Annotated in this window: 21 protein-coding genes; 11 read left to right on the top strand and 10 right to left on the bottom strand. The window is 44.2% G+C overall.

The genetic code is table 11. From position 1 onward, the window contains the following. The first annotated feature begins 48 nt into the window (after positions 1 to 48). From ICN26_RS07725 to ICN26_RS07770, 10 genes are all read left to right on the top strand, one after another. Positions 49 to 528: a DUF3429 domain-containing protein gene (locus tag ICN26_RS07725; protein ID WP_216267889.1), complete on the top strand. Its 480-nt coding sequence runs from the start codon at positions 49 to 51 to the stop codon at positions 526 to 528. Between the two features lie 10 nt (positions 529 to 538). Further along, entirely contained in the window at positions 539 to 1,852 is a 1,314-nt protein-coding gene (locus tag ICN26_RS07730) for a replication-associated recombination protein A (protein WP_216267890.1), read from the top strand. Next, positions 1,849 to 2,490: a 2-hydroxychromene-2-carboxylate isomerase gene (locus tag ICN26_RS07735; protein WP_216267891.1), complete on the top strand. Its 642-nt coding sequence runs from the start codon at positions 1,849 to 1,851 to the stop codon at positions 2,488 to 2,490. Before ICN26_RS07730 ends, ICN26_RS07735 begins: the two co-directional genes overlap by 4 nt. 52 nt (positions 2,491 to 2,542) lie before the next feature. Further along, complete coding sequence (locus tag ICN26_RS07740; RefSeq protein ID WP_216267892.1) at positions 2,543 to 3,118, top strand: peptidylprolyl isomerase; 576 nt, start codon at positions 2,543 to 2,545, stop codon at positions 3,116 to 3,118. Positions 3,119 to 3,154: 36 nt separating this feature from the next. Next, positions 3,155 to 4,981 carry a bifunctional chorismate-binding protein/class IV aminotransferase gene (locus ICN26_RS07745; protein ID WP_216267893.1) on the top strand — a complete coding sequence of 609 codons (1,827 nt, stop codon included), beginning with the start codon at positions 3,155 to 3,157 and terminating at the stop codon, positions 4,979 to 4,981. Positions 4,982 to 4,990: 9 nt separating this feature from the next. Then, on the top strand, positions 4,991 to 5,551 hold the full coding sequence (locus ICN26_RS07750) for an NUDIX hydrolase (RefSeq protein WP_216267894.1): 561 nt from the start codon (positions 4,991 to 4,993) through the stop codon (positions 5,549 to 5,551). A 13-nt stretch (positions 5,552 to 5,564) separates the two neighbouring features. Further along, positions 5,565 to 6,302 (top strand): leucyl/phenylalanyl-tRNA--protein transferase, encoded by a 738-nt coding sequence (gene aat, locus ICN26_RS07755; RefSeq protein ID WP_216267895.1) that lies wholly within the window; start codon positions 5,565 to 5,567, stop codon positions 6,300 to 6,302. Next, positions 6,299 to 7,045 carry an arginyltransferase gene (locus ICN26_RS07760; protein WP_216267896.1) on the top strand — a complete coding sequence of 249 codons (747 nt, stop codon included), beginning with the start codon at positions 6,299 to 6,301 and terminating at the stop codon, positions 7,043 to 7,045. Before aat ends, ICN26_RS07760 begins: the two co-directional genes overlap by 4 nt. 9 nt (positions 7,046 to 7,054) lie before the next feature. Further along, the gene (locus ICN26_RS07765) at positions 7,055 to 8,089 is read left to right on the top strand and encodes a quinone-dependent dihydroorotate dehydrogenase (RefSeq protein WP_216267897.1); all 1,035 of its coding nucleotides are present in this window, start codon (positions 7,055 to 7,057) and stop codon (positions 8,087 to 8,089) included. Positions 8,090 to 8,167: 78 nt separating this feature from the next. Continuing rightward, a complete protein-coding gene (locus tag ICN26_RS07770) occupies positions 8,168 to 8,986 on the top strand; it encodes an IclR family transcriptional regulator (protein WP_216267898.1) in 819 nt (272 codons plus the stop codon). A gap of 28 nt (positions 8,987 to 9,014) precedes the next feature. Here the strand turns inward: ICN26_RS07770 and ICN26_RS07775 are convergent, their stop codons facing one another. Then, positions 9,015 to 10,055 carry a serine hydrolase gene (locus ICN26_RS07775; protein ID WP_216267899.1) on the bottom strand — a complete coding sequence of 347 codons (1,041 nt, stop codon included), beginning with the start codon at positions 10,053 to 10,055 and terminating at the stop codon, positions 9,015 to 9,017. A gap of 70 nt (positions 10,056 to 10,125) precedes the next feature. Further along, complete coding sequence (locus ICN26_RS07780; protein ID WP_216267900.1) at positions 10,126 to 11,013, bottom strand: DMT family transporter; 888 nt, start codon at positions 11,011 to 11,013, stop codon at positions 10,126 to 10,128. 194 nt (positions 11,014 to 11,207) lie between these two features. Here ICN26_RS07780 and ICN26_RS07785 point away from each other — a divergent pair, with 194 nt between their 5' ends. Then, positions 11,208 to 11,762, top strand: a complete 555-nt coding sequence (locus ICN26_RS07785; RefSeq protein ID WP_216267901.1) for a phasin family protein — start codon at positions 11,208 to 11,210, stop codon at positions 11,760 to 11,762. A 34-nt stretch (positions 11,763 to 11,796) separates the two neighbouring features. On the opposite strand, the gene ICN26_RS07790 is transcribed toward ICN26_RS07785, so the two are convergent. The 8 genes from ICN26_RS07790 to ICN26_RS07825 are packed head-to-tail and all read right to left on the bottom strand — an operon-like array spanning position 11,797 to position 18,450. Continuing rightward, positions 11,797 to 12,078, bottom strand: coding sequence for a DUF4936 family protein (locus ICN26_RS07790; RefSeq protein WP_216267902.1), 282 nt, complete (start codon positions 12,076 to 12,078; stop codon positions 11,797 to 11,799). Then, positions 12,075 to 12,653, bottom strand: a complete 579-nt coding sequence (locus tag ICN26_RS07795) for a UbiX family flavin prenyltransferase (protein ID WP_216268428.1) — start codon at positions 12,651 to 12,653, stop codon at positions 12,075 to 12,077. The genes ICN26_RS07790 and ICN26_RS07795 overlap by 4 nt, the downstream gene beginning before the upstream one ends. A gap of 12 nt (positions 12,654 to 12,665) precedes the next feature. After that, the gene (locus ICN26_RS07800) at positions 12,666 to 14,090 is read right to left on the bottom strand and encodes a UbiD family decarboxylase (protein WP_255534437.1); all 1,425 of its coding nucleotides are present in this window, start codon (positions 14,088 to 14,090) and stop codon (positions 12,666 to 12,668) included. A gap of 31 nt (positions 14,091 to 14,121) precedes the next feature. Continuing rightward, positions 14,122 to 15,108 (bottom strand): Bug family tripartite tricarboxylate transporter substrate binding protein, encoded by a 987-nt coding sequence (locus ICN26_RS07805; RefSeq protein ID WP_216267904.1) that lies wholly within the window; start codon positions 15,106 to 15,108, stop codon positions 14,122 to 14,124. Positions 15,109 to 15,127: 19 nt separating this feature from the next. Beyond that, complete coding sequence (locus ICN26_RS07810) at positions 15,128 to 15,838, bottom strand: ABC transporter ATP-binding protein (protein ID WP_216860400.1); 711 nt, start codon at positions 15,836 to 15,838, stop codon at positions 15,128 to 15,130. Further along, a complete protein-coding gene (locus tag ICN26_RS07815) occupies positions 15,835 to 16,590 on the bottom strand; it encodes an ABC transporter ATP-binding protein (RefSeq protein ID WP_255534438.1) in 756 nt (251 codons plus the stop codon). The genes ICN26_RS07810 and ICN26_RS07815 overlap by 4 nt, the downstream gene beginning before the upstream one ends. Continuing rightward, positions 16,590 to 17,573 (bottom strand): branched-chain amino acid ABC transporter permease, encoded by a 984-nt coding sequence (locus ICN26_RS07820; protein ID WP_216267905.1) that lies wholly within the window; start codon positions 17,571 to 17,573, stop codon positions 16,590 to 16,592. The genes ICN26_RS07815 and ICN26_RS07820 overlap by 1 nt, the downstream gene beginning before the upstream one ends. Next, entirely contained in the window at positions 17,566 to 18,450 is an 885-nt protein-coding gene (locus ICN26_RS07825; protein ID WP_216267906.1) for a branched-chain amino acid ABC transporter permease, read from the bottom strand. The genes ICN26_RS07820 and ICN26_RS07825 overlap by 8 nt, the downstream gene beginning before the upstream one ends. Between the last annotated feature and the right edge of the window lie 79 nt (positions 18,451 to 18,529).

Genomic DNA, 18,529 nt, shown 5'->3' on the forward strand with positions numbered 1-18,529 from the left:
TTCACTACTCACCACGCACCCTCCACCAATCCAAATAAAGAAGTTTTTGTGAACCCATTACCCCCTCTAGTTACTAGATTAGCCTATGCCGGCCTCATTCCTTTTGTTGGTCTCGCACTGATGGTGCAGCTTGCACCAACCCCTCTGAATTATTTGAGCGCGGAGTCACTAGCTGGTTACGGGGCGGTGATCACTGCATTCATGGGCGCCTTGCATTGGGGTGCTAATTTACATAATTTAGGTAAAACACCGCAAGGCGATCGGTGGGGAGATCGCAATGCCTGGGTCTGGGGCGTAATACCAGCCTTAGTTGCCTGGCTTGCACTACACATTTATATACCAGTTGGTCTGGTCATCTTGGCGTCAGCATTAGTCATTCAGCGCAATATTGATAAAGAAACTTACCAGTATTATTTTTCTAGTGAAGAGGCGCTGAGTGCATTCATCACCTTACGAAATCGACTCACATTAGTTTCTGCTGGATGCTTAATTTGGGCAGCCTTAGTTATTTTGTTCGTACAAAATTAAATCAGCACTGATGGGCAATCTATTTGATCAAGCACCTCCGCCACCTTTAGCGGAAGTCTTGCGCCCACAATCCATTGAAGAAGTCATCGGGCAGACACATCTGCTTGCAGCTGGCAAACCACTGAGTCTTGCCTTTGGATCTGGCAAGCCACATTCGATGATTCTTTGGGGTCCGCCGGGAGTTGGCAAGACTACCTTAGCAAGACTGTCAGCAAAAGCTTTTGATCGAGAATTTATTGCAATTTCAGCTGTACTTGCCGGAGTCAAAGAAATTCGCGAGGCTATTGAACAAGCGGAGCAGAGCATGTCTCAATATGGCAGACAAACCATTTTATTTGTAGATGAGATTCATAGATTTAATAAAAGTCAGCAAGATGCCTTGTTACCTCATGTTGAGTCTGGCCTATTCAACTTTATTGGCGCTACAACTGAAAATCCTTCATTTGAAGTGAACTCAGCCCTGCTCTCACGCGCACAAGTCTATGTACTGAAGTCATTAAATGCTGTCGAGCTGAAGCAGTTGTTTGATCGTGCATGTCATTACGCGATGCCAGATATTCCTTTTGATGCAGATGCAATCGATAGCTTAATTTCACATGCAGATGGTGATGCTAGGCGATTGCTCAATCTAGTTGAGCAGGTGCGTAATGCAGTCTCAACACCAAACTCTCAGATTCGCAGAATAGATCAACAGTTTATTGAAAATGCTTTAACAGTCCAGGCAAGACGTTTCGATAAAGGTGGAGATCACTTTTACGATCAAATATCTGCCCTACATAAATCGGTGCGCGGCTCCAATCCTGATGCAGCGTTGTATTGGTTTTGCCGAATGATAGATGGCGGCGCTGACCCTCGATATCTTGCACGTAGAATTATTCGGATGGCCTGGGAAGATATTGGACTTGCTGACCCCAGAGCAATGCAACTAGCAAATGATGCGGCACAAACCTTCGAGCGCCTTGGCTCACCGGAAGGTGAATTAGCGTTAGGTCAAGCCGTTGTTTATTTAGCGATCGCCGCTAAAAGTAATGCAAGTTATAACGCTTACAACGCGGCAAGAGCTTATGTTGCTAGCGACCAAAGCAAACCTGTACCCAACCATTTACGCAATGCCCCAACTAAGCTTATGAAAGAGTTAGGCCACGGCAAAGAATACCGTTATGCGCACGATGAGCCCCATGCCTACGCTGCTGGAGAAACTTACTTGCCCGATGGAATGGCTGAGCCTCATTGGTATCAGCCAGTTGATCGGGGCTTGGAAAGTCAAATTTCCGAGAAGATGGCCTTCTTGCGCAAGTTAGATGCGGAGTCGAAACAAAAATGACCCAATATCAAGTAGAAGAAGAACGGATAAAAGGAACGCTCTACTACGACATCATCTCTCCATTCTCTTATTTTTATATCAAGCAACGCCATCGCCTTGAAAAACGGATCGATGTTCAGCCTGTACCCATCTTATTAGGTGGCTTATTTCGCGCAACTGATAACCGAGGGCCTGGGGAAGTAGAAGCTAAACGCCCTCATACCTATCAGTATTGCGTATGGCTCGCTGAAAAGTTAAGTCTCCCTTTTCGCTTTCCAGAGCATCACCCTTTTCTCACTGTTGCAGCACAGCGTTTGCTCTTGCAGAACCATGCTCAATGGGAAATGGTTGAGCGTGCGTTTGAATATGTCTGGGTAGAAGGTAAAGATCCCAATTTATCTTGGCCAGAGTTTTGCCAGTATCTTGGCTTAGAAGCAGACACTCCAAAACCAGATTCGCAAGAGATCAAAGCCCAGCTCATTATTAATACAGAGAAGGCAAAAGCGGATGGTGCATTTGGTATACCTACCCTGGTTATCAATGGGCATGCTTTTTGGGGTGTCGACACTATTGAATGGGCCTTAGATTATCTAAATAGGCCGAACATGTTTGAAGAGGCGTCTTATCTCTATGCAGGTCAAGTACCCTCTGGGCTTTGAGCAATACAATCTGATTTACTCTATTTTCACTCGATTCTTAAGGACACTTAGTATGCGTAAGATCATTGCCTCCCTATTTTTGGTTTCCAGCCTCATTGCTAGTGCTGCAAGCTTTGCTGGCCCTAAAGTGAAATTTAAAACCACCATGGGTAATTTTGTTGTTGAGCTTGATTCAGCGAAGGCACCAAAAACTTCGGCTAACTTTTTGAACTATGTGAATAGCGGTTTTTATAACGGCACCATTTTTCACCGCGTGATAGACGGTTTCATGATTCAGGGCGGTGGATTTACTTCGGACTTGACACAAAAACCAACCAATGCGCCTGTGGTTTCAGAAGCTCAAAATGGCCTTAAGAATCAAACTTACACCATCGCTATGGCGCGTACTTCTGACCCCGATTCAGCAACAGCCCAATTCTTTATTAATGTTAAAGATAATGAGGGCTTGAATTACCCCAATGCTATGGGTAATGGCTATACCGTTTTCGGCACAGTTATTTCTGGGACTCAAACAATCGATGCCATTCGTAAAATCCAAACCATGGTGGCCTCATCACCAAGAATGGGGCGCATGTCAGACGTACCTAGCAAAACCGTTACGATTGAATCGGCTACTGTTTTAAAGTAATTTCCACCAGATTATTCGAACGCTGACGATAGATACATGATCCTGCTCGACGATGCCCAGAGCACCATAGCAAAGCCGAGCAGTCGCCTGTATGAGCAAGCGCTCCAGCTCTGGACTATCTATCCTCAGCCTAGCCACGCACAGACAATTGCAGCTGTAGATCAATGCCTGCGCGATATTAATACAGCATTAGCTCAGGGAGAATATGTTGTCGCTGCCTTTGCTTATGAATTAGGTCTATACATGCACAATCTAGATAGACCAGCTCAACGAGAAAGCGAAGAGCACCCATTAATGCAGGCATGGTCTTTTAAATCCCATGAAAGATTGAGCAAAGCAGATGTCGACAATTACATCGCAAAAAAGATAGCAGGTCTAGGGCCTGAAGCTCAAGTTGCCGGTGTGACTAATCTTGAGTTTTCTGTTGGCCAAGAGAAGTTCACCTCTGATATTGAGACCATTCAAGAGTACATTCGCAATGGCGACACTTATCAAATTAATCATACCTTTCGGATTACGGGCGAAGTCTATGGTGACCCGCTCTCTCTATATGCACGATTAAGAGGGCGACAGCCGGGAAGATTTGGTGCATTTATTGCGCAAGACTCGAACTTTATCTTGTCCCAATCGCCCGAATTATTTATTCAAAAGCAAGGTACTACTTTAAAAGCGATGCCAATGAAAGGCACTGCTAGTGCTTTAAACGATACAGCCGAGCATTTATCAGCAGATACAAAGAATCAAGCTGAAAATGTCATGATCGTTGATTTATTACGCAACGATCTGAGTCGACTTGCATTACCAGGTACGGTCACTGTTCCTAAGCTATTTGAGGTCACTCAATACGGTGATGTGCTGCAAATGACATCTACCGTTCAAGCTGAGATAAAACCTGAGATGGAATTGAGCGATGTACTCAATGCGGTGTTTCCCTGCGGGTCTGTCACGGGCGCCCCAAAAAAACGCAGCATGGAGATCATTCAAGAATTAGAGCCTCAAGAGCGAGCCTACTATTGTGGTGCCTTAGGTTGGATTGATCCTAGTGGTGACTTTGCGTTTAGCGTTCCGATCCGTACTCTTGAAATTCATCAGGATGCAAAAACATATGCCTCGCCCTTTTCTTTGGGCATAGGTGCTGGTATTACGATTGACTCTGAGCCTGTGCAGGAGTGGGAAGAATGTCAAATTAAAGCTGCGTTCTTGAGTAAGTTACCTAGTAGCCTAGGATTATTTGAAACTATTTTAGTTCGCAAAGGTCAAGCTCAACATGTACCACTTCATCTAGCACGCTTGACCAATTCCGCTTTAGCGCTTGGCATACCCTGCTCAGTGACAGGCATCATAAAAGTGATTGAGCTTGGCTGTGAAAACTGCTCAATAGATACTGAATATCGATTGCGTTTAGATCTAGATCATTTAGGAATCGCAAGCTGTCATGTAACGCCCATCAGCCCACTAGAAGGATCGGTCAAAATCTTTTGGGCAAGGGATATTCTGCCCGATTCAAATAGGGCCACACTTCACTCCGGTAATGTGTTGTTGAGACATAAGGTGAGCATTCGAAATCTCTATGACCAAGCCTGGAGATTGGCAGAGGGTCTTGGTGGCTTTGATGCCCTATTTATCAACGAGCAAGGGTATGTCACTGAGGGTGGAAGAAGTAGTGTTTTTGTAAAATCTGGTGATAGCTGGCTCACACCCCCCGTCTCAGCGGGTCTTTTACCAGGGGTCATGAGATCAATCATATTGAATGATCCTCAGTGGAATGCCCATGAGGTCAACCTGACTATTGATGATATTCAGAATGCAAAAGAGATTATGCTTAGTAATGCTCTACGCGGCTTCATCCCCGCCCATTTTTAGAAAGTCCGCATGAAGTTTTGCTCGCACTGTGCAGCGCCCATCAGCATCAAGATTCCTGCGGATGATTCGCGGGAACGCCATGTATGCGACTCTTGCGGAAGTATTCATTATTTCAATCCACGTAACGTAGTTGGCAGCATCCCAGTCTTTGGTAAGCAAGTTTTATTGTGTCGTCGTGCCATAGAACCTCGCCATGGTTATTGGACTCTACCTGCTGGATTCATGGAGCTTGGGGAAAGCACCAGCACTGGAGCGGCACGTGAAACACATGAGGAAGCCGGCGCTATTGTTCAGATTGGACCACTCTACTCTCTCCTCAATGTGCCACATGCTGAACAGGTGCATCTTTTTTATCTAGCCTCGATGAATTCCCCAAACTTTCAAGCAGGGGAAGAAAGTCTAGAGGTTGCTCTTTTTGATGAGCAGGATATCCCGTGGGAGCAAATTGCCTTTCCAACCGTGAAGCAAACTCTTGAGTGGTTCTTTGCTGATCGTGCTGCCGGGGTATTTGATTCCGGCATTGAATTTAGCGTTCGCAGCAGAGACATTCTGCCATCTGAAAAAATCTAAACATCACAAGCCCATGAGCAATATCAGCTGGCTAGGCTCTCAGGATGAATTTCCCAATCCGATTCATCATGCAGATCCTGACCCGAGCGTCCCTGGTTTAATTGCAGTGAGTGAACGGATATATCCAGGACAGTTGGCTCGTGCATATCAAATGGGTATCTTTCCCTGGTACTCCGATAATCAACCAGTGTTATGGTGGTCACCCAATCCCCGGATGGTGTTAAAGCCTGAACACTTTAAGTGTCACGACTCACTAAAAAAATCGATTCGTCATTTTTTAACTGATCCTCTTAAAGAAATCTGGGTTGATGAAGACTTTAGTGCCGTTGTCCGCTCCTGTGCAACTGCGAGACGCAAGGATCAGGATGGCACTTGGATTACCCATGAAATCATGGATGCATACACCAATCTTCATGAAGAGGGTCATGCTCATAGTATTGCAATCATGGAGGAAGGTCGCCTAATAGGCGGCCTCTATTGCGTTTCCTTTGGTGGGATGGTTTTTGGTGAATCGATGTTTAGCCATCAAACAGATGCCTCTAAAATTGCTTTGGCTGCTCTTACTGGCTGGTGCGAGCAAAACCAAGTGAAAATGATTGATTGCCAGCAAGAGACTTCTCACCTGAACTCCTTAGGGGCTGCGCCCATATCTCGTAATGAGTTCTTGGCGCATCTGCAGCTTGCTTTAAATCAAACTAATATAGAGATTCCTTGGAAATTTGATAAACAGATTCTTCGTCACTGGCTATGACTCAACTAAAAGAGCTTCCTCTCACTGAATTGCAGTTTTATGCAACTGCACCTTATCCCTGCAGCTATCTACCTGGGAAGACAGCACGCTCGCAGGTAGCTACTCCCTCGCATTTAATACACGCCGACTTATATGGTGAATTGGTGAATGCAGGATTTCGTCGTAGTGGTTTATATACTTATCGACCTTATTGTGATGAATGTAAAGCCTGTACTGCCACACGCATTCCGGTGAAGCATTTCTCCCCCAATCGTAGTCAAAAACGTGCCTGGAAAAAACATCTTGGGCTGGAGGTTCGTGTTCTCAATCTAGGCTATCAAGAAGAGCACTATCAACTCTATCAACACTATCAACATGAACGTCATGCTGGTGTGGACTCAGAGCAAGAGGATCAAGACCAGTACATGCAATTTTTATTGCAAAGCCGCGTGAACTCCAGAATTGTTGAATTTCGCGATGGTCCACACGATTCACACCCAGGACGTCTGCGCATGGTCAGCATGATTGACATCCTAGAGCAAGGAATCTCTTCGGTTTATACCTTCTTTGATACCAGCAATGTCTCTGCAAGCTATGGAAGCTTTAGTATCTTATGGCAAATTCAGCAGGCCTTAGAGCTGGATCTTCCTTACCTTTACCTTGGTTACTACATTGAGCAGAGCAAAAAAATGTCCTATAAGGCGAAGTTTCAGCCTATTGAGGGCTTGATTGATGATCACTGGCAACCCATCATTGGGCCATAATATCCATTCATGATTGATAGCTACCCTCTTCTGCGCCCCTGGCTTTTTTCCTTAGATCCAGAGCAAGCGCATAACATCACTCTGAGTAATCTAGATCGTGCTCAGCGCTGGGGTTTGTTACGCTTCTTGAGTGATCAACCAGCACCAGATCCGCGCAAGCTGTGCGGCATTACCTTTGCAAACCCAGTGGGTCTTGCTGCAGGTCTTGATAAAGATGGCAAACATATTGACGCACTAGGCACCCTAGGCTTTGGATTTTTAGAAATCGGTACTGTTACCCCAAAACCGCAACCCGGCAATCCAATGCCTCGCATGTTTCGCTTGCCACAAGCCGAGGCTATAATTAATCGCATGGGCTTTAATAATGATGGTGTTGATGCTTGCGTAAAGCGGGTTCGTAATTCTACTTATTGGCAGAATGGCGGCACTCTTGGTTTAAATATCGGCAAGAATGCGAGCACTCCAATCGAGAACGCCGCAAGTGATTACGTCACGGCTATGGAAGCAGTCTATGAGGTAGCCTCTTACATCACCGTCAATATCTCATCGCCCAACACACAGAATTTACGGGCTCTTCAAGGTGAAGATATGCTGCGTTCTTTACTGCAATCACTGCATATTGCTCGTGAAGCTTTAAGTGACCGATTTGGCATACGCAAACCCCTCTTTTTAAAAATTGCACCAGACCTTGAGCAAAATGACATCAAACTCATTGCCGATCTCTTGGTGGAATTTAAGATTGATGCCATCATTGCGACCAATACAACTATTGCCCGTGATGCTGTTCAAGATCTTGAATTTGGTCAAGAAGCTGGTGGCCTCTCGGGGGCGCCCGTTCGTGACGCCTCCACAAAAGTGATTAGGAGCCTCAAGGAATATCTAGGCGATGCTATTCCGATAGTTGGCGTTGGTGGCATTATGTCCGGCAAAGACGGACAAGAAAAGATCGCTGCTGGTGCTAGTCTGGTTCAAATTTACAGCGGCTTGATCTATCGTGGTCCAAAACTCATTTCTGAGTGCGCTGCTGCCCTAAAGGGTAATTAGGCTCTAATAAATGCTTTTTTATATTGCAGCAGTATTTCATATTGTGCAATTTGAGCAAAAATCGCTACAATTGTCAGCATGGCATCGATTAAATCTGAAAAAATCACAAAAGTACCAGGCGAGGCTGGCAAAACAGCGATTCAGGTACTAGAACGCATGATGAATCTGCTCGACGCCCTTGCATCCCATGAAGAGTCCAGTAGCCTTAAAAACCTTGCTGATGAAACTGATTTACACCCCTCTACAGCTCACCGCATTTTGAATGACTTGGTAGCCTGCCGCTTAGTGGAGCGCGGGGATGGCGGCACATATCGCCTTGGACTCAAGCTACTTGAGCTGGGCAACCTCGTCAAAGCCCGCTTATCGGTCCGTGAGGCAGCACAAGCGCCAATGCGGGCATTACATAAGCTCACCGGTGAAACCATCAACCTTTCAGTTCGCCAAGGCGATGAGATTGTCTATATTGACCGCGCTTACAGCGAACGATCTGGCATGCAAGTAGTTCGCGCCATTGGTGGTCGCGCACCCCTCCACCTGACATCTGTTGGCAAACTATTTCTGGCGAGCGATGACCCAAACCAAGTTCGCGCTTATGTCACACGCACCGGTTTAGCTGGCCACACCAGAAATAGTATTACTGAATTGGGAAAATTAGATTCAGAACTCGATCAGGTTCGCAAGTTTGGTCATGCACGCGATAATGAAGAGCTAGAGTTAGGTGTCAGTTGCGTGGCAGCTGAAATTTATGATGACAGCGGTAAGTTGGTGGCAGGACTCTCATTGAGCTCGCCTACTGATCGTATTCAGGCAGACTGGCTCAAACTTTTACAGGATACCGCCCTACAAATTTCTAAGGGCATGGGCTACAAACCCAAGATCAGCGACCCTCATTCGTAAGATTTGATTTATTTTACGTATGTAGCTCTTACATCAAGCGACGAATTGCCTGAGGTTCACCCAATGGCATGCGCTCATACCAATCGCGGACTCTCACTGCATCAGCAAAACGCGATTGCGTTCCAACAGAATCTAAGAAAACCAGCAGTAAGGGTGTGTTGTTTATACGAGCCTGCATCACTAAGCACTTGCCTGCTGCGTTAATAAATCCTGTTTTTTGTAAGCCGATATTCATATCACCTGAACGTACCAAGCGATTAGTGTTTAAGAACTTCTGTGGTCGCTTGGCAATCACCATAGTCAAATCAGGCCAAGTAGAAAAATCACGAATCATTTTGTATTGATAGGCGGCGCTCAACATACGTGCGAGGTCTTCTGCGGACGCAACGTTTTCACTCCTGAGGCCAGTCGGATCGGCAAAATAAGAATGTGTCATGCCTATCTCTTTTGCCTTGCGGTTCATGGCATCAATAAATGCAGAAATACCGCCTGGATAATTTCGGCCAAGTGTGTAGGCTGCTCGATTCTCAGAGGACATGAGCGACAACAACAAAGCCTCTTCTCGCGTCAACACTGTTCCCCCAGCAAGGCGGGACGAGCGATATATATTGACGTCATCCGCATTAATGACCATGGTTTCATCTAGGGGTAATTTAGAATCAAGGACGACCATTGCCGTCATCAACTTGGTAATAGAAGCAATCGGCAAACTGACCGAGGAGTTCTTTTCAAAATACACTTCCTTGGTATCTTGATTAACAACCATGGCTACGCTGGACTGCAAACTTAAATCGTCGTGCTGACCACGCAAACCAAGTGCTGTTGCAAATGAGGGTCTTGCTGGGACAACGGACTCACCTGGACGAGTAACAGTAGTCCTGACTGTTTTTGGCTTTTTAGTTGACTTAACAACCTTTTTAGACTCAGATTTTGCAGGCGCCTTTCCTGCTGCTTTGGTGGACTTTGCAGTTTTCGAATCTGAATTGTTCGCCATTACTGGAGAGGGGCTAGCAGCTCCAAACGAGATTAGGCAAACGAGGGCGACGAGCCAAAAACGATTCAAATACATCCCAAATTGCCTTCCAAAACTTTTAACATACGGAATGATAATGCTTCCATTTGCCTGCCCATGGGGAAACTCATTCTGCAATCGTAGCAACAGTACTTGTTTGGCCCCGACTAACCAAAACAACTCCAGTCATCGTGAGCAACAAACCACAAGCCGTCATAAAGGTAAAGGGCTCGTCAAATAAGAACCAGGCCATCGCCGCAGTGGTGGGCGGCGTTAAGTACAGGAGACTCGTTACCTTGGTTGCAGCCCCCTTACGAATCATCATAAAGAGCAAGCTGATCGAGCCTATCGAGAGCGGGAAAATCGCCCATAGCAATGCACCGATGACCGAGGCATTCCAAACCATGACACCAGACTCAAAGTAATACATACAAACAAAGCAAAGTATGGCTGATACACCAAACTGAATGGATGAGCCCGCCCGCAAGTCAAAGACTGGGCAAAATTTCTTTTGATAGAGAGTGCCAAACGTAATTGAGAGCAAGGCAGCAAAAGCCAATACGTAACTTAATAGTGGAATGTGGGTAAAGCCGATTTTTTCCGCCACAACTAAAGCTACCCCAGCAAATCCAAATGCCAAACCGATCCACTGGCGTCCCGTCACTTTTTCAGACACCCAGGCAGCGAACCACGCCGTCAGGATGGGCTGCAAGCCTACGATGATTGCCACTAAGCCTGCAGTCATCCCCAGTCGGACTGCACACCAAACCCCCAGTAGATAGCCGAACTGGAGCAATATGCCAGCAACCGCTATATGCTTAAATTGAGACCAACTTGGCCAGCTTATTCTCCAAACAAGACTTAGGCATGCCATAGCCATTAATACACCTGAAAAACGCCAGAATAAGAAGGTGGCAGGCTCAGCGTAAGGCATTGCCAAGCGCGCAATCACAAAGCCCGTGCTCCAAATCAATACAAAAAAGGGGGGAATCAGGCTGTCAAGCTTCAATCTCATGGATAACTTATTGAAAGTGTCTGGATTTTTAATTAAGCTATGATTTTAGGCTTATTTCTTAAGCCTCAGCCCAGATCTTGAGGGTACTGCAACATAAATACTAAATACTGGTCAATGCAGCCAAAATGCATTGACATTGTGCAGATATAGCTCATAGTGAGCAAAGCCATGAAATCATCAGGAAAGGTATTGCTATGAATTTAACGCTTGAACAAATAGCAGCAGCACAAAAGGCCAATCTAGAAACTTTGAGCAGACTAAGCGATCAAGCACTACAAAGTATAGAAAAGTTAATTGAGCTCAATATGCATATCGCCAAGCAAAGCTTAGGCGAAAGTATGAGCAGTGCCAAGAAAGCGCTTGAAGTGAAAGATATGCAGCAACTCCTTGCCCATCAGGCCGAAGCAGTCCAGCCCATGGCTGAAAAAATCATGGCCTATAGTCGCCATCTTTATGAATTAGCTCATGAGACTCAAGCAAGTTTTACTAAGTCTGCTGAAAAAGAATTTCAAGTGGGTCAGAAAAAAATGAATGCCTTGGTGGAGGACTGGACCAAGAATGTACCGGTAGTCTCAGATGCCGCAGCGAATGTCATGAAACAAGCGATCGCTTCTGCTACCAATGTATTTGAAACTAGTCAGAAGGCAGTTAAGCACGCAGTACAGGTTACGCAGGGAAATCTGAACAATGCAACAAAAACAACAATAAAAAATGTCAATTCAGCAGCAAAAATTACTTCAAAGAAATGAATTTTATTGAGATATTCCTTTACTTTAGAACAGCCTAATCAATTGAGATAAAGATTTCATTTCGGCGGGGCTGAGGTAAATCATTTTTAAAGGCTAATTCTTTCAGTCGTTCTATAAACTGGGATGGTTCAGATGCAACACCGCGATAAACCTCCATCCAGGTTTCTCTTCCCTCTTCATCTGCATGGGGTCTTTTTAATAGATCACAATTTAAACTCGGATACTCTAGCAATAACTGCTCTTGCATTTCCCTAATGGAGCCAGCAATCATTGGATGATCAGAGACAAAAAACTTGAAGTAAACATATAAAGTCATTTTTCGCCATCCATTCCACCCCAACGTTTTACCAAAGTATTATCCAAATCAAACAGATCTAAACATCTTCCAACCGTATGATTCACCATATCATCCAAAGATTTTGGTTTTGAATAAAAAGCTGGTACTGGCAACATTACAATTGCACCGCACTCAGTAACTTGAGACATAGAACGCAAATGACCCGCATGCAGTGGCGTCTCCCGAACCAATAAAACTAAGCGACGACGTTCTTTCAAGACTACATCAGCTGCCCTTGAGACCAAACTGCTAGTTACTCCACTAGAAATCTCTGACAAAGTTCGAATTGAGCATGGTGCAATAATCATACCGAGACTTTTAAATGAACCAGATGAAATGGATGCGCCAACATTTTTTGCTGAATGAACAACATCAGCCATAGCCTCAATCTGCGAAGGCTTGTAATCAGTTTCTGCAGCCATTGTTAGTTTCGCAGCGTCGCTCATGATTAGATGCGATTCAATGCCAATATCCTTTAGGGCTTCAAGAATACGAATGCCATAGATCGTACCCGATGCCCCCGTAATGGCAACAATTAAACGTTTATTCACGATAAGTCCTAAAAATTAATTTGACTTCAGATAAGAGGCAATTGAGAATTGAATATCAAGTACATCCTCTAAATTCGCATCATCTTCACCAGGAATCTTAACCTTAGTAAAGACATGTCCTTCATAGCTTAATGGCTTGGTTGCATCCAAACCTAGCTTAGAGCTCATACCTTGAAATTGTGCTGGAATTACTCCATCCACATCGACAGGCAAGCCAACTGTCGTAGAAGGATCCAAAACAGAGCCTTGTGCATCATGGATAACGACTAGACCACGCTTGGCCTGAAATCTCGTAGCAATCGCCCATTCAACTTGGATCGGTTCATGAACATCAACATCTTCATCCACAACGACAACATGCTTTACATCATAGTGAGAACTAAAAGCGCCGGAGATCACATTCTTAGGAAGACCCTCATGCGTTTTTTTTATTTGGACATAAAGATGATATCGTCCGACACCCCCTAGGGATAGATGCACATCTAAGACGCTAGGAAAGCTTCTACGTAGGTGCGACAAAATTGTCGCCTCTCTTGGAATTGAACCAAGCAATAGGTGCTCTAACTCTGCCGGAACAATGGTGTGGAAAATAGGATCTTTTCTGTGAGTCACCGCATCGACTACAACTACTTGACGCTTTTCCTGAGAGCTGTAGTACTTAGGATACTCGCCAAATGGGCCTTCGAGCTCACGTACCTTAGGCGGAATATGACCCTCAATCACTATTTCCGCATTTGCAGGAACCAAAACATCATTAGTTAAGCATTTCACGACATCTAAGGGCACTCCATGCAATGCTCCAGCAATTTCAAGCTCATCTGAATCGATCGGTGCAATCGCCTGAGACGCCAATAACGTTAGAGGATCCACCCCAATAACCACAGCAACTGGTAATGATTGATTTAATTCTTCTGCAGCCTTTTGGAAGGCATGGAGATGTCTAGGCAAAATCAACACAGCCATACGATCTTTTGAATTTACCTGAATGCGATTGATTGATACATTCTGAATTCCAGTCTTAGGATTTTTGGCAATTACCAAGCCAGCAGTAATATATGGTCCGCTATCATGCTCACTGTGTGTAGGAACAGGCAATAAGGTCCTCACATCAAAATCATTGTGTACAACCTCTTGGCAAGGTGCCTGCTTAACTTGATTGCAAGACAGTGGATTATCAGCTGCCATGCGAAATGCATCTAACAACTCAGCCTCATTGACTCCCATTGCTTCTGCAATCCAAGATCGTGAAGACATGAAACCAGAAACTACCGGAATTGAGTGACCATCAGGACTAGGAAAAAAGACACCGCTTTTGCCATCAAGCTTTTTAGCAATCGCCGCTAGCTCATGCTTAAGCAATACATTTTTTTTGGTAGCAATCAGGCGATTCGTATCGGCAAGGTGGGATAACCATGGACGTAGTTGCGTAAATTTTTTCATCAAAACCACCCTTAAGGTCTCCAGAAAATGATTATTCTGGGGTAATGCCTGCATTTGAAACAACTTTTTTCCAAATATCCATTTGCTTGCGAATAAAGGCTTCAAATTGAGCGGCAGTTCCCCCATCCGGAACAACTCCCTGCTCGTTGAATGTTTTTCTAATATCCTCTTGCTTCAAGATCATATTAATTTGCCTATTTAACTTATCGACAACAGGCTGAGGAGTACCCGATGGCACTACAAAACCATGCCATGATGAGGCTTCATACCCCTTAATCCCAGACTCGGAAACCGTCGGCAAATCTGCCATAAGTGGAGATCTGACTTCTGTTGCTATAGCTATAGGTCGTATTTTTCCAGACTGTAGAAATGGGCGCACATGAGGATAGGCATCAAATGCCACCTCCACTTGACCACCGGCTAAATCAGTTAGGAGTGGAGTGCTACCCTTATATGGAATCTGATTTAAGCTAACGCCAGCCATCATTTCAAATAAAACCATGGATAAATGATTGGATGATCCAGGGCCTGATGAGCCGTAGTTGACTGAGCCAGGCTTTGATTTAGCTAAAGCCAATAAATCTCCAGTAGTTTTAATGGGAGAATTTGCATTAACAACTAATACCATCGGGGCTCGACCAGCTAAAACGACTGGACTAAATGCCTTTAGAGTGTCATAAGGTAAAGATTTATATAGATAAGGATTTGCAGAAAATGGAAACTGAGCTACTAATATTGTGTATCCATCTGGCGCGGATCGAGCAACAAAATTAGTTCCGATAGTGGTGCCGGCACCTGGTTTATTTTCTACAACCACATTTACACCCCAGGCATCGCTGAGTTTTTTCCCAACAATTCTGCCTAGAGTATCGTTAAATCCACCTGGTGGATAGGGAACAACAATCGTAATAGGTTTATCTGGATAAGATACTGAGCTTTGTGCAAATAATTGACTTGTAGTGACAGAAAGAATTCCTATTACGAATGCAATAAACAATCCTATTTTCTTAAGTTTCATGAACTTCTCCATTAAATTTTTAAACACTTACTCGCCTTATTAATTCTTTACGTTCTTCTATATTTTGAGAGTTGCCTTCAAGCACTACCTTTCCTCTCTCAACTACATAATGCCTATTGCACAAATGAATCGCTTTATGGATATTTTGTTCAATAAGAAGAATGGAAATTCCCTGAGACTTCAACTCCTCCATTAGCCGAAAAATATCGGCAACTACCATGGGGGCAAGGCCTTCGGTAGGCTCATCAATTAATAACAGCTTTGGGTTACCAACCAATACTCGCGCCATTGCCAACATTTGCTGCTCGCCGCCAGATAAAGTGTTACCCGATTGATCACGCCTTTCACTTAGCCGTGGAAACCGTTCAAAAACCATTTGTATGCGCTGTTCTGCAGCCTTTCGCTCGCTAGCTTGGACCTGCATTAATCCAAGCTTAAGATTACCCTCGACACTGAGCCCAGGAAATACCCTTCGATCCTCCGGCACCAACCCCAAGCCCAATCTTGTGATTTCGTTTGGCGGTAAAGTATCAATGGGTTGACCCTGAAATAATATTTTTCCTTGATACGATCTATGCCAACCAGCAATAGTTTTGACAATAGTAGTTTTACCAACACCATTCCTGCCAAATAAACCTACCGTCTCTCCGGGATGTATAGATAAATTAACTCCCTGTAAAACATGAGATAACCCAAGATTGACATGTACATCATGCATCTCTAAAATCATGCCAATTCCTCGCCAAAGTATGCTGTTTGTACAAGTGGATTGGCACGAACCTGCTCAGGATTACCTTCAGCCAATTTCTTTCCTTGTGCCATTACGATGACCTTTTTGGATAAATCCATCACAAGATCTACGTCATGCTCAATTAACAAAACTGTTATTTTTGATCCAAGATGTTTAATCAGATCAGCAGTCTCCTGGGTATCACCCCGAGACATCCCTTGGGTAGGCTCATCTAAGAGTAGGAGCTTTGGTCGAGTCGCCAAGGTAACTGCAATTTCTAACCGTCTTTGCTGGCCATGAGATAAAGCTCCTGCAAGTTGTTCACGAGAATCAGTTAATCCAAATTCTTGTAATAATTCATCCGCTCTTGCAATTGCAATAGTACTTTTATTCAAGGGCAAGAATAGGTGTGATCGAGACTCTAATGCTTGGCTTGCTATTCTTAAATTATCAATCACAGTGAGGTCAAAAAAGAGGTTAGTAATCTGAAATGATCGGGCCATACCACATGACAATCGACTCTCAGGACTCCTTCTTGTGACATTCAGACCTTCTAACTCAACAAGTCCAGAGTCGGCCATAAAAGTACCACTAATTAAATTAAAGAGCGTGCTCTTGCCTGCCCCATTTGGACCGATAATAGAGGTGACACCTAAACGCATCACTTCAAAACTGACATCATCAACCGCTCTAAGGCCACCAAAACGCTTGCTTAAATGATTTGCCTTGAGAATGACTTCCATATTTTCCATCACTCCCCTCCTTTACTAGAATGTTTCGAACCTAGGTATTTAGCGAGTAAGCCGGCGAGTCCCTTTGGAGCAGAGACAACAATAACCACAAAGATCATTCCTATAACAATGTGGTGATGGACAGTCCAAGTTCCAATAATTGATTTGAATGATGTCAAAAGAACGCTGCCTAGAATTGGTCCTATTAAAGTTCCAACGCCACCCAAAACCACTGTCACTACCGCGTTACCAGAAACACTAAAGAACATTAGCTCTGGTGAAACGAAACCTCTCAACATAGGATAAAGAGCCCCAGACACAGCAGCAACCACTGTAGCTAAAATAAAGGCAACTTGCTTTGGCCCTTTTGACTTATAGCCGACGTAAGCCAAACGATCCTCATTGCATCGGATAGCATGCCATATTGATCCCATGGGGGTTGTAAGAAAATATTTTAGGGCGGCATATAACACCCCAATAGTCAGCAAAGTAATTAGAAAAAATGCGCCTGGCTGACTAGTATCTATGGAGCCAAATGGGGTCCAGATCTGCAAAATAGGAACGCCCATCATTCCATCTGATGCCCCAAGGCTGCGAGTGTTATAGACTACCTTGGCAGCTACTTGCGCAAGTCCAAATGTGATTAATGCAAAGTAAACCCCTTTTGACCGAAGAGCTATGAAGCTAGCAATCCACCCCAAAACAATAGATGAAAGGGTCACAATCCCTATTGCCAAAAAAAATGATGGAGAAATTTCTTTCAGCACTAAAGCGGACAAATAAGCACCAAACCCAAAATAAAACGCCTGACCAAGAGACAGTAGTCCAACGATCCCAAGCAATAAATCAACGGACATTGCAAGCCCGCCAAAGATCAATGCTTCCGTAGCTAGCCTCAGAAAGAATGTGTCTTGAAGAATACTTCCAGCTATATATAGAATTAGGGCAGATGAGAGTAAAAGTAGCTCAATAAATCGAATTGCTTTTACTTGAGGATTATGCATTTTTCATCCCCCCATACAGACCAGTTGGCTTAAACATCAAGACCAAAACCATCACCGTAAATACCAGAGGATCTGACCATACTGGAGAAATATATAGAGAAGAAAGTGATTGCAATTGTGTCAGTAATATTCCTGCAATCACAGCCCCCTTGATACTTCCAAGACCCCCAACAATGACAACGCTAAAGGCCATCAAAATAAAGTCTCGTCCCATAGTAGGAAATACTGAATAAATTGGGGCTAGGAGCACACCAGCAAGCCCAGCTAAAGCAACGCCCAATGCAAATGTCAGCGCATAAACCCGCATTACCGGTATACCTAATGAAGAGCTCATATCTTTGTCATACGCAGAGGCTCTTACAATTGCACCCAATTGGGTTTTATAAATAAGCGCCCATACAGAGAAAATCAATAAAGCGCCAAATCCCATTAAAAATAACCGGTAATTTGGAAACATTACCCCTAACAACTCGCTAGCCCCTGAGATTGGGGCGCTAGGTTTAATTGGATTCGCACCCCAAATAATCTTGTATGCATCCTCTAAAACCATTGCTACGCCAAATGTCAGCAACAAAGTAAGAATATGGCGATCTTTATAGTGGAATACTTTCTGAATCAAAAGCCTTTCCATTGCAAAACCAATAGGCACTAACAACATAGGGACTAATAAAAGGCAGAACCAAAATGAAACCCCCATTGCCATGAGACTCACACTGATAAATGCCCCAGCAGCATAGAACTCACCATGGGACATATTAATAACATCTAACAAACCAAAAATAATAGTCAAGCCTAAAGCCATTAGGACTACGGCAACGCCTATTGAAAGTCCATTGACTATCTGTGGTGTGTAAATAAATTGCAAACTCTCTAGCATTAAAAACCCGATCCCTTGGTAATTTTCACAAGCTCAAAAAACTCCGCATCCTCAAAAAACAGATGCGGAGAGATGCAAC

The sequence above is a fragment of the Polynucleobacter hallstattensis genome, from assembly GCF_018881835.1.
Taxonomy (GTDB): Bacteria; Pseudomonadota; Gammaproteobacteria; order Burkholderiales; family Burkholderiaceae; genus Polynucleobacter; species Polynucleobacter hallstattensis.

What these genes read in the sequence shown, in the direction of transcription:
- ICN26_RS07770 (WP_216267898.1), top strand. Translation starts at nt 8,168, where the DNA reads ATGGCATCGATTAAATCTGAAAAAATCACAAAAGTACCAGGCGAGGCT.
- ICN26_RS07815 (WP_255534438.1), bottom strand. Translation starts at nt 16,590, where the DNA reads ATGGAAAATATGGAAGTCATTCTCAAGGCAAATCATTTAAGCAAGCGT.
- ICN26_RS07745 (WP_216267893.1), top strand. Translation starts at nt 3,155, where the DNA reads ATGATCCTGCTCGACGATGCCCAGAGCACCATAGCAAAGCCGAGCAGT.
- ICN26_RS07810 (WP_216860400.1), bottom strand. Translation starts at nt 15,838, where the DNA reads ATGATTTTAGAGATGCATGATGTACATGTCAATCTTGGGTTATCTCAT.
- ICN26_RS07785 (WP_216267901.1), top strand. Translation starts at nt 11,208, where the DNA reads ATGAATTTAACGCTTGAACAAATAGCAGCAGCACAAAAGGCCAATCTA.
- ICN26_RS07790 (WP_216267902.1), bottom strand. Translation starts at nt 12,078, where the DNA reads ATGACTTTATATGTTTACTTCAAGTTTTTTGTCTCTGATCATCCAATG.
- ICN26_RS07750 (WP_216267894.1), top strand. Translation starts at nt 4,991, where the DNA reads ATGAAGTTTTGCTCGCACTGTGCAGCGCCCATCAGCATCAAGATTCCT.
- ICN26_RS07730 (WP_216267890.1), top strand. Translation starts at nt 539, where the DNA reads ATGGGCAATCTATTTGATCAAGCACCTCCGCCACCTTTAGCGGAAGTC.
- ICN26_RS07780 (WP_216267900.1), bottom strand. Translation starts at nt 11,013, where the DNA reads ATGAGATTGAAGCTTGACAGCCTGATTCCCCCCTTTTTTGTATTGATT.
- ICN26_RS07775 (WP_216267899.1), bottom strand. Translation starts at nt 10,055, where the DNA reads ATGTATTTGAATCGTTTTTGGCTCGTCGCCCTCGTTTGCCTAATCTCG.
- ICN26_RS07800 (WP_255534437.1), bottom strand. Translation starts at nt 14,090, where the DNA reads ATGAAAAAATTTACGCAACTACGTCCATGGTTATCCCACCTTGCCGAT.
- aat (WP_216267895.1), top strand. Translation starts at nt 5,565, where the DNA reads ATGAGCAATATCAGCTGGCTAGGCTCTCAGGATGAATTTCCCAATCCG.
- ICN26_RS07760 (WP_216267896.1), top strand. Translation starts at nt 6,299, where the DNA reads ATGACTCAACTAAAAGAGCTTCCTCTCACTGAATTGCAGTTTTATGCA.
- ICN26_RS07825 (WP_216267906.1), bottom strand. Translation starts at nt 18,450, where the DNA reads ATGCTAGAGAGTTTGCAATTTATTTACACACCACAGATAGTCAATGGA.
- ICN26_RS07820 (WP_216267905.1), bottom strand. Translation starts at nt 17,573, where the DNA reads ATGCATAATCCTCAAGTAAAAGCAATTCGATTTATTGAGCTACTTTTA.
- ICN26_RS07740 (WP_216267892.1), top strand. Translation starts at nt 2,543, where the DNA reads ATGCGTAAGATCATTGCCTCCCTATTTTTGGTTTCCAGCCTCATTGCT.
- ICN26_RS07805 (WP_216267904.1), bottom strand. Translation starts at nt 15,108, where the DNA reads ATGAAACTTAAGAAAATAGGATTGTTTATTGCATTCGTAATAGGAATT.
- ICN26_RS07765 (WP_216267897.1), top strand. Translation starts at nt 7,055, where the DNA reads ATGATTGATAGCTACCCTCTTCTGCGCCCCTGGCTTTTTTCCTTAGAT.
- ICN26_RS07735 (WP_216267891.1), top strand. Translation starts at nt 1,849, where the DNA reads ATGACCCAATATCAAGTAGAAGAAGAACGGATAAAAGGAACGCTCTAC.